Here is a 10470-nt window from a genome sequence, read left to right as displayed (position 1 = left end):
CCAGATCATCTCTGGGTCAAACCACCCTCTCATCGCTACAAGCAGCGACTGCCGGGCAGTGGATCGTTAGCGAGCCACGGCGCTTGAGCGCTTCATTGTAGGCCGGCCAGTTTCTGGTCTTGTAGGTCGGGGGCGAAGGTCTGCTCATCCATCCCAGCTACCACGCTGGCTTCGCGAGATGAATCCTTCATGGGATTTGTGCAACAAAGCCCGTTATGGGCCTAGAATGCTCTATCCGGGAACGTGCAACAGAACCATCGAGATTGTATATGCTGATATCAGTATTGTTAACGATGGGGCCTATGAGTGCTGATCGCTCAGGCAGGTCTACGACCGCTGATAGGTTCATTAATTTGACTATTTCGCGCTTGGCCACTTGATCAATTTCCAATCGAAGAATTTCCTCTCGGAAAACATCGTCTAGCGGAAAGGCGTCTGGATCAGCCAGATATGTATCGATGTGCGTCGCGACGAATAGTACTTGCAGATCCCTGTTGTCAGCAAGCGCTTCCAAAATCTCATTAGTGAAAGTGAGTTTCTCCTCATCTAATAGGATCTAAAGCTTGGACTTCTCAAGATCTTTGGGAACAAACTCGAACTTCCTTGGCAGAGACTGGTTTGCATTCGTCCGACAGCACCGTTCGCTTTGGTCTGACAGCACCCAAGAAACAGCCCTATCAGGTTCCGGGATGTGACACTTAAGCAGGGGTGCTTTAGCTACGCGCCCTGCTAATTAATAGTGCCTTTTCGGATCTTTCGTTCGGCAGGCGCGCCCGTTACCTCTGAACGCAGCCAGCGTCGCATCTCGCGGATCTTGTCGCGATTGTGTGAATTCGGAGGGCAAACGATATAGTATTTTCCACGCTCCGCGACGGTTTCGGTGAAAGGTGCAATTAAGGTTCGGCGCGACAGCATAGGTTCCGCCAGTGCCAGTCCGGCAATGGCAACGCCAAGACCGTTCGCTGCGGCTTGCATTGCCAGATGGGTTGAATCTACGATCACGCGGCGACGATGCGAACGTAGATTGTCCAGCCCGACCTTACGCAACCACATGTGCCAGTCGTCAGTTAATCGGGTCGACGAGGCAATCAATGGCAGTTCCGCTAGCATCGCAGGCGAGTTGAATGGGCCATGACGCTCCAGAAGTTCCGGACTGCAAAGCGGCGTGAGTTGGTCCTCGATCAGCAACTCGTTGTAGACGTCCGGCCAAGGAGTCGGGCAATATCGGATGGCCATATCGGCGGTGTCTTGTGAAAAATCGAGGAACTCTGAGGTCAGCAGAAGCTGAACGTCAATCTCGGGATGCAATGCGGTAAACCGCGGTAACCGGGGCAGGAACCAGTTTACTGCGATGTTGTGCAGCATACTGATCACCAGCGGTCGGTTGGATTCAACCTGACGCGCCCGGGCCACCGCACGCAGAATAGTGTCGAAGCCTTGGGTTAGCGGATAAACAAGCTCTTGGCCGGCCGGAGTCAGGGACAGGCGTCGCCCGTTCATCCGAAAGAGTTCAATCCCCAGGTCTTGCTCCAACTGGCGCAGCCGGTGCGAGATCGCGGAGGGAGTGACGGATAGCTCCTGCGCGGCTCCGGCCAGCCCTTCGTGGCGCACAACGGCCTCGAACGCGCGCAGAGCGGCGAGATTGGGAACATAGTTGGCAGACATCTATCGGTTTCGAGATCCATCAGGTTAATAGTTGAACGTGGCTCAATCATTTCGCAAGAAAATTCGATTGTCAATAAATTGGTGAAGCGCCTATCTTCGGCAGATGGAAGCGTATTTCCTAGAGGTGGCCGACGTGAGTCTGGGTTGGCTTGGATCGACTGTCGTGCTGGAAGTTAGGCGTGGATGCCTAGAAAATGAGCAAAACTAAAATGAATTACTGTGTGGTCTGCAAAATATGAGTCAAACTTCTCCTACTGTCGCAATCGGTTCACTTGGCACGATCGGCCTGTCTGTCGCTCGGGGTATCATCGAGAATCCCCGACTGGGTCGGCTTGTCAGCGTAGCGGCCCGAGACGTGAACCGTGCGGCCGCACGGATGCGTGAGATCGGGGCGGATGTGCCAATCGTATCTGTCGCAGAGCTGGCCGAAGCCGACGTTGTAATCGAATGCGCCCCCGCCGCCGCGTTCCGCGATATCGCGCTGCCTGCGATCAAGGCTGGGCGCATCCTGATCCCTGCGACTGTCGGTGGCTTGCTGGCCCATCCCGATCTTACTGAAATAGCGCGAGACTCTGGCGCACGGATCATCGTGCCCACCGGCGCCATTGCAGCGCTGGATGCTGTTAGAGCAATGGCGCGGGGTACTATCTCATCCGCCAAGCTGAAGACAACTAAAAGCCCACATAGCCTTGCAGCGGCACCATTCTTTGTTGGGCGCAACTTTGATCCTGACGCTGTCAACGAAGTGACACTGATCTTTTCTGGCAATACTCTGGATGCCGCCGCCGCCTTTCCGGCAAACATCAATGTCGCCGCCGCGCTTGCGCTGGCGGGCCTGGGGCCGGAACGCACAGAAGTTGAAATCTGGGCCGATCCCCACGCGCGCACCAACACCCACCAGATTTCCGTTGTGTCAGATGCGGCAGAACTGGATGTCACGATCCGGGTTCTGCCAAGCCCTGAAAATCCCAAATCCTCAGTCCTCACCCCGATGTCGATCCTGGCGGCACTTGAGGGGCTGAACAGCGGTTTCCGCGTGGGCAGTTAAGCGCAAACGCGAACATACACGGCATGCCGCAGGCCGATCCAAAACAAGAATAACTGCGACACTCAACCAACAGCAAGGTGAATAGGACATGACGATGAAAAGGAAAACTTCGCCGCGCTCCGGCGGTCTACGGGGGGTGCTTGCGCTGTCGGCGGTGGGTCTCTGGGGGCTGAGCGCCGGTCTTGCCGGTGCACAGACCTTGAACGTGGGTGTGCAGGGCCTGCCAGACAGCCTTGATACCGCGGTCAGCAGCTTTGCCGCGCTGAACATGGCGTTGCAGACGATGGATGCGCTGGTGTTGCGCGATGACACCGGCAAGACGATGCCAGGTCTCGCCGAAAGCTGGGAGGCAGTCGACCCACTGACCTGGCGCTTTAATCTGCGCGATGGAGTCACGTTCCACGACGGCACGCCCTTCACGGCTGAAGACGTCAAATTTACGCTCGACTATATCCTTGCGCCGGACTCGGTCTATGGATCGAAAAGCCGTATCGGTCAGATCGAAAGCACCGCCGTGGTGGATGAGCACACCGTCGAGATCACCACGACAGTCCCTTTCCCGACCCTGATCATCGGGCTTTCGGACATTCCCATCGAGCCGAAGCATTACGTTGAAAAGGTTGGCCGGGAGGCGATGATCGCGGCGCCCATGGGAACGGGTCCGTTCGTGTTTGAATCCTGGGTGCCGGGCGACCGTTATGCCCTGACTGCAAATCCCGATTACTGGCAGGGCGCACCAAAGGTCGAAGGAGTGCTGTTCCGTCAGATCCCCGAGGCTTCGACCCGCGCCGCATCGCTGATCGCCGGAGAAAACCAGATCATCGAGGAAATCCCGATCGACATCATTCCGCAGATTGAACAATCCGAGGATGTATCGGTTCAAGGGGTCGAAACGACCGTGGGTCTGCTGCTGACATTCGACACCCGCAACCCGCCCTATGATGATGTGCGCGTGCGCCGTGCGCTGAACATGGCCGTGAATAAGCCATTGATCTTTGATCGGCTTCTTCAGGGCAAGGGCGCGGTACTCAAGGGGCAGATGCTGACCTCGAACACCTTCGGGTTCAATCCTGACCTTGAGGAGATTCCGCAAGATCTGGAAGCTGCCAAGGCGCTGCTGGAAGAAGCGGGATACGCCGATGGCTTCGACACTTCGATCACCACGCGGTCGGGTAAATACCTGTCGGATGTAGACATCGCCAGCGCCGTTGCCGGCATGTTTCGCGACGTGAATGTCAACGCAGGCGTCAACATCGTGGAACAGGGCGTGTTTTCCAAGATGGTCCAGGCGCGTGATATGGGCCCGCTGCACATGGTTGGCTGGTACAGCGTCGGGGATGCCGATTTCGCCACCGTCTGGTTCACCGAAGACAGTGGCCGTGCCTATTGGAAGAATGACGAATACGAAGAACTTTTCACCAAGGCTCGTTCGACTGTGGACGAGGCCGAGCGTCTGGCCGCCTACAACCGCATGATGGAGATCATGCACGAAGAAGTGCCTGCGATCTTCCTGTTCGGCCTGCCCAGCATCTATGGGATGAGCGATAGCCTGACCGGGTTCGAACCTCCGTCGGACAAGATCATGCGCCTTTGGAACGCCGAGATCGCCGCGGACTGACCGCAGCGGGGATGGCGCCCGCCTGGCGCCATCCCGACCAAACCACACCCACAAACCGACCGGATAAAACCCTATGAAAACCATGAACGCCTGCGTGGGCGATGTTGCACGCCTTAGTTCCATGATCGAGGCCTCCGAATTCGACGCCGTGATCGCCTGCTCTCCCGAGAACGTCCGCTATACCGGCGATGTTATGATCGATACCCAGACCGCGATCCGCGACCGGCTGGCCTTTGTTGTCTGGGCAAAGGGGCAAAAACCCGTTTATGTGCTGTGTCAGGTCGAAGAAGGCTATGTGCGCCAAGAGTCCTGGATCACCGAATTCCGTTCATACAAAGAGTTCGTGACCCGCCCGATTGACGTTTTGGCCGATCTGCTGATCGAACTGGGGCTTGAGAAGGGCCGCGTCGGGATCGAAGTCGAGTATATGGCTGCCCTGTATCATCGGCAGCTTCTTGAACGGCTGCCCGGCCTGACCCTCGGCGCGGCCGAGCCGATCTTTCGTGCCGCCCGGATGCGCAAATCCGCGCGTGAGATCGAGACGTTGCAACGCGGATTTCGTGGCACCGAAAAGGCGATGTTCGCCACCTATATCTCAACGACCGTGGGCACCGACGAATTCAGCCTCTACCGCAGTCTGGCGGATGGGATCCTGTTGTCCGGTGCCGACAGCGTGGCCTTCAACCACATCAACGCGGGGCCGAACACCGGCTTTCCCCACGCTGCGCCGACCACCTATCAGGTGCAGAAGGGTGATATCGTGAAGGCGGATTCTGGCGGATACTACGACAATTATTATTCCAATGTCGGGCGCACAGCTCGCATGGGCAAGCCAACGATTGAAGAACAGGACCTGTGGAAACGCCTGCGCGCAATCCACCATGAGATCGCCGACATGCTGCGCCCGGGAAATACCGGACGGCAGCTGTTCGAACGCGCCCGGGTTCTGCACGAAAAGCATGACATCCCGTTTCCCTTTGCCCACAATGGCCACAGCATCGGGCTTGAGGCCCACGAACGCCCGCTGATCGGCCCGAACGAGGATATTCCTTACGAGGCCGGAATGGTGTCGACGGTGGAAACCCGGGTACGTTGGGTTGGCAAGGCGGGCTATCACAACGAAGACCTTTACCTGATCACCGATGGTGCGCCCCGGCTGCTGTCGGACGCCTTCGACAACGAAGAAATCCTTGTGATCTGATCCTACTGGAGCGCCCGCGCCATGTTTGCCTTTATCGTCCGACGCCTTCTGACCATCCCGATCACGATCCTTTTGGTGGTTTTCGTGACCTTCATCGTGCTGCGAGTGACGGGCGATCCGGTACAGATCTACCTCGATATCAATGCCACCCCCGAACAGACCGCGCTGTTGCGCGAGCGGTTGCATCTGGATGAACCACTGATCGTGCAGTTCGGTTTGTTTCTTTGGGACGTGTTGCGCGGCGATTTCGGCATGTCGCTGCAATTCGCTACCCCGGCACTGCCCGTTGTACTGGGCAGGCTTGGGGCGACGATACAATTGGTATCGGTCGCGTTGCTGTTTGCCTTTGTATTTGGTGTGGCAGGGGGCATCGTGGCGGCGCTTCGCAAGGATCGGCTGCCTGATTTTCTGCTTTCGGCGCTGGCGGTGGCAGGTCAGTCGATGCCCAGCTTCTGGCTGGGGATCCTGCTGATCCAGACCTTTGCACTGGACCTCAAATGGCTGCCCACCTCGGGCACGGGCAGTTGGCAACACCTGATCCTGCCTGCCGTGACACTGGCGACGTTTCTTCTGCCCAATTTCATCCTGATCACCCGCACCACCGTTCTGGAAACCCGCAGCGAGCTGTTCCTGACGACTGCACGCTCCAAGGGCGCGTCCGAGTCCAGCATCATGTTCCGCCATCTTTTGCCCAATGCGATCAACCCTGTGCTGTCGTTTCTCGGGCTTCAGATGGGGCGGCTTGTGGGCGGGTCCATCATCACCGAAACGATCTTTGCCTGGCCCGGCATCGGCAGCCTGATGATCCGCAGCATATTTCAGCGCGATGTGCCGGTGGTGATCGCGGCGGTGTTCATCGTCAGCATCGCGATCGTGCTGGCCAATCTTCTGGTCGATATTCTGCAATCGCTTATCGACCCCCGTATGCGGTTGGACTGATCATGAAACACAGTATGTTTGGTAAAAAACTGAAAATGCGCCTTGGCGGCGGGATCGTGATTGCCGTGATCCTGATGGCAATCTTTGCTCCGCTGCTGGCCCCGCACGACCCCTATGATCAGGATCTGATGAGCCGCCTGATCCCCCCGTTCTGGAATGCGCAGGGCGACTGGACCTATCCGCTGGGCACTGACAACTTCGGGCGCGACATGCTCTCGCGGCTGATCTATGGCTCGCGGCTGTCGATCACAGTCGGGGTGGCGGCAGCGCTGCTGGCCTGTACCATGGGCACGATCTTGGGCATGTGGGCGGGCTACAGTGGCGGCTACGCCGAAACCGCGATCATGCGTCTTGCCGATGCGCAACTTGCCTTTCCCGATATCCTGCTGGCGATCCTAATCGTGGCGGCGGTGGGGGGAAGCGCGCTGAACCTGATCCTTGTGCTCGGGCTGTCGGGTTGGACCGTCTATGCCCGGGTGATGTACAACATGACCCGCTCGATCCGCGAACGCCCCTTTGTCGAGGCTGCGGTGTCGCATGGCGCGCGCAGTGCCTATATCATCCGACAGCATATCTTTCCGCAGCTTATTCCAGTGCTCACCGTCGTGGCCACGCTTCAGGTTGCGCAGATGATCCTTCAGGAAACCGCGCTGTCGTTTCTTGGGCTTGGCCTTCCGCCGCCCACTGCGACCTGGGGCAACATGCTGGCCGAGGGGCGCGACCGGATGTGGGCCGCACCTTGGATCAGCAACCTGTCAGGTGTCGCGATCATTATCCTTGTCTGGGGAATCAACATGCTGGGCAACGGGTTGCGCGAACATCTCGACCCCAATCAGCGGGGTCGCCAGTGATGGCATTGTTGAACATCTCTGGTCTGACGACAGTATTCGAGACTGCCACCGGCCCGGTCGGCGCGGTGGACGGGGCATCCTTCACGCTTGAGGCAGGCGAGGTTCTGGGCCTTGTCGGCGAAAGCGGAAGCGGGAAAAGCGTTTCTGCTTTCTCCATCCTGCGCCTGATCAACCCGCCGGGAAAGATTATCGGCGGCCGGGTCGAATTCGGCGGACGGGATCTTTTGTCGCTGGCCCCGCGTGAGATGCGCGCCGTGCGCGGCAAGGACATCTCGATGATCTTTCAGGAACCTCTGTCCTCGCTCAACCCGGTTCAGACCATCGGCGCTCAGGTCATGGAGCCGCTGCTGATCCACACGTCCATCGGCAAACGCAAGGCGCGGGATCGGGCGCTGGCGATGCTGTACCGGGTCGGTATCCCCGATGCGGAAAGCAGGTTCGACGTCTATCCGCACCAGTTGTCGGGTGGACTGCGCCAGCGGGTGATGATCGCGCTGGCACTGGTTTGCGAGCCGAAGATCCTGATCGCAGACGAGCCCACGACCGCGTTGGACGTTACAATTCAGGCGCAAATTCTTGCTCTGCTCAAGGATCTGCAGTCCGAGCTGGGCATGGCGATCCTTCTTATCACCCATGACCTGGGCGTGATCGCAGAAGTCGCAGATCGGGTTGCCGTCATGTATGCGGGACAGATCGTGGAGAGCGCGCCCGTGCAGGCGATCTTTGATGACACGGCGCATCCCTATGCGGCTGCGCTGATCAATTCGATCCCTGATCGCACACGGCAGGCCCGCCGCCTTATCGCTGTAAAAGGCAACATTCCCGATCCGCGCCATCTGCCTCCGGGGTGCCGTTTTGCGCCGCGTTGTGGCTTTGCCCAACCCAGCTGCGTCACGACGGTACAAAAGCTGACCGCCGTCGATCCAACCCATGCCACCGCCTGTATGCGCGTGCAGGCTGGCGAACTGCCGCGCCCTATCCCCACCTTAACACCGGAGTTGCCCCATGGCTGAGCCGCTGGTCGAAATCCGGAACCTCGCCAAGCATTTTCCAATAACGAAAGGGATCGTGCGGCGCAGACAAGTCAGCGAGATCCGCGCGGTCGACGGGATTGATCTGACGATCCATTCCGGTGAAACCTTGGCGCTGGTGGGCGAGTCCGGTTGCGGCAAGTCCACTGCCGGGCGGCTTATCCTTGGCCTGCTGCCACCGACCGACGGCGCGATCCTGCATCAGGGCGTTGATATCGCGGCGATGAACCCTGCGCAGTTGCGCCAGATGCGCTCACGGTTTCAGATGATATTTCAGGATCCCTTCGGATCGCTGAATCCCAGGATGACAGTGCGCGATCTGATCGCAGAACCCCTGAAGATCAACGGCTATGGCAAGGCCGAGCGATTGGAAAAAGCCGACGCGCTGCTGGAAGCGGTGGGTCTAGGGTCGCAGCATGCCAGCCGCTATCCTCACGAATTTTCCGGTGGCCAGCGGCAAAGGATCGGTATCGCCCGGGCGCTGGCGCTTGGACCTGATCTTGTGGTGGCCGACGAACCGGTCTCGGCGCTGGACGTTTCGGTGCAGGCCCAGGTGATCAACCTGATGCAGGACCTTCAGCAGGATCTGGGCCTGACCTATCTGTTCATTTCCCACGATCTGGGCATTGTTCATCACATCGCTGACCGGGTCGCCGTGATGTATCTGGGCCGGATCGTCGAGGTCGCCACGAAAGCGGCGCTGTTCGCCAGCCCTGCGCACCCCTACACGCGTGCGTTGCTTGACGCGATACCGGTGTCACGCCCGGATCAGCGGCGCCCTGAACGGGCGCTCTCGGGCGATCTGCCTGATGTGGCCAGCGTTGTTGGCGGCTGCCGTTTTGCACCCCGTTGCCCCTTCGCGACCGATCGCTGCCGTACCGAAGACCCCGCGCTGCGCGATCTTGCCGCCGGCCATTCAGTTGCCTGCCATCATGCGGAAGCTCTCCGCGCCGATAACTCCAAACCGAGGATCTGAGATGAAGACCGAACACGACACCTTGGGCGACATGTCCCGCATGCGCGCAGCCATCGACAACAGCGACATGGACGCCATCGTCATCGTATCCCCCGAGAACCTGCGCTATGCGGCCGACGTTCAATTCACCAGCCAGCTCAAGATCCGCGACCGGCTGACCTTTATCGTCTGGGCGAAAGAAAAAGACCCCGTAATGGTGGTCTGTCAGGTGTGGGAGGCCTTGGTTCGTCGTTCAAGCTGGATCACCGACCTGCGCACTTACCGTGAATTTCAGGATTCGGCTGTGTCCATGGTTGCGGGCGTGCTGGCCGAAATGGGGCTGGAAAAGGGGCGAATTGGCTATGAGGGCGAGTATCTTGCCGGGCGTTATTGTGACGAAATGCGTGCAGCTCTGCCGAATGCCAAGATCACGGAATGCGACGACTTGTTGGCGCGTGTCAGGATGTTCAAGACCCCCCCAGAGGTGAACCTGCTGCGGGGCGCCTATAACGGCACCGCCAATGCGCTTCTTGCGGCCTGGTCCAACGTCAGCGAAGGGCAGACCGAACGCGACGTGTCGCGTCGTCTTGCCAATGGGATTCTGGCCAGCGGTGCGGGCAGCGTCGCGGCGATGGTGATGGGGGCAGGCGAAAACACCGGCCTGCATGCTGAAGCGTCCAGCTATCGCATTCAACAGGGCGACATCATGAAAAGCGACTGCGGGGGGCTTTACGAAGGTTATTTTTCCAACATCGGGCGCACCGCGAAGCTGGGCGCTCTTAACGATCAAGATCGCTCGATCTGGACCCGTTTGCGCGAAATCCAGCACGAATTGATCGACATGCTGCGCCCGGGCAATACCGGGCAGGAAGTGTTCCATGCCTGCGCGCGACTTCACGCTGAACGCGACCTGCCGTTTCCCTTCGGTCACAACGGTCACAGTGTAGGACTGATGATCCACGAACGTCCGATTATTGGTCCCCATGAAACCATCCCCTATGAGGCCGGAATGGTCTCGACCGTGGAAACGCGGGTCCGCTGGCCAGGGAAGATCGGCTATCACATGGAGGATCTTTTCCTGATCACCGAAAACGGTCCCGAACTTTTGTCCACAGCCTTCGACAACGAGGAAATCCGCGTCGTTTAAACGTCTCGCGCAAGA

The 10470-nt window shown here is 58.8% G+C and carries 9 protein-coding genes; 8 read left to right on the top strand and 1 reads right to left on the bottom strand.

The genetic code is table 11. The features are described 5' to 3' along the window. Positions 1-729: 729 nt before the first annotated feature. On the bottom strand, positions 730-1665 hold the full coding sequence (locus tag FQ320_RS21920; protein WP_148475431.1) for a LysR substrate-binding domain-containing protein: 936 nt from the start codon (positions 1663-1665) through the stop codon (positions 730-732). A gap of 235 nt (positions 1666-1900) precedes the next feature. Between FQ320_RS21920 and FQ320_RS21915 the strand changes: the two genes are divergently transcribed. The 8 genes from FQ320_RS21915 to FQ320_RS21880 all read left to right on the top strand — a co-directional run bounded on the left by FQ320_RS21915 (position 1901) and on the right by FQ320_RS21880 (position 10455). Then, complete coding sequence (locus FQ320_RS21915) at positions 1901-2713, top strand: aspartate dehydrogenase domain-containing protein (protein ID WP_148475430.1); 813 nt, start codon at positions 1901-1903, stop codon at positions 2711-2713. A gap of 94 nt (positions 2714-2807) precedes the next feature. Continuing rightward, complete coding sequence (locus FQ320_RS21910) at positions 2808-4331, top strand: ABC transporter substrate-binding protein (protein WP_187394028.1); 1524 nt, start codon at positions 2808-2810, stop codon at positions 4329-4331. Positions 4332-4404: 73 nt separating this feature from the next. Further along, on the top strand, positions 4405-5532 hold the full coding sequence (locus FQ320_RS21905; RefSeq protein WP_148475428.1) for a Xaa-Pro peptidase family protein: 1128 nt from the start codon (positions 4405-4407) through the stop codon (positions 5530-5532). Positions 5533-5553: 21 nt separating this feature from the next. Further along, entirely contained in the window at positions 5554-6471 is a 918-nt protein-coding gene (locus FQ320_RS21900) for an ABC transporter permease (protein WP_148475427.1), read from the top strand. A gap of 2 nt (positions 6472-6473) precedes the next feature. Further along, entirely contained in the window at positions 6474-7322 is an 849-nt protein-coding gene (locus tag FQ320_RS21895; protein WP_148475426.1) for an ABC transporter permease, read from the top strand. Next, positions 7322-8335 carry an ABC transporter ATP-binding protein gene (locus tag FQ320_RS21890; RefSeq protein ID WP_148475425.1) on the top strand — a complete coding sequence of 338 codons (1014 nt, stop codon included), beginning with the start codon at positions 7322-7324 and terminating at the stop codon, positions 8333-8335. Before FQ320_RS21895 ends, FQ320_RS21890 begins: the two co-directional genes overlap by 1 nt. Further along, complete coding sequence (locus FQ320_RS21885; protein WP_148475424.1) at positions 8328-9329, top strand: ABC transporter ATP-binding protein; 1002 nt, start codon at positions 8328-8330, stop codon at positions 9327-9329. The genes FQ320_RS21890 and FQ320_RS21885 overlap by 8 nt, the downstream gene beginning before the upstream one ends. 1 nt (position 9330) lies before the next feature. Next, on the top strand, positions 9331-10455 hold the full coding sequence (locus tag FQ320_RS21880; protein ID WP_187394027.1) for a Xaa-Pro peptidase family protein: 1125 nt from the start codon (positions 9331-9333) through the stop codon (positions 10453-10455). Positions 10456-10470 lie beyond the last annotated feature (15 nt).

The sequence above is a fragment of the Oceaniovalibus sp. ACAM 378 genome (genome assembly GCF_008085915.1).
GTDB lineage: Bacteria > Pseudomonadota > Alphaproteobacteria > Rhodobacterales > Rhodobacteraceae > Oceaniglobus.
Note: the sequence above shows the minus strand (reverse complement) of the source record. Positions and strands in the feature narration are given on the sequence as shown.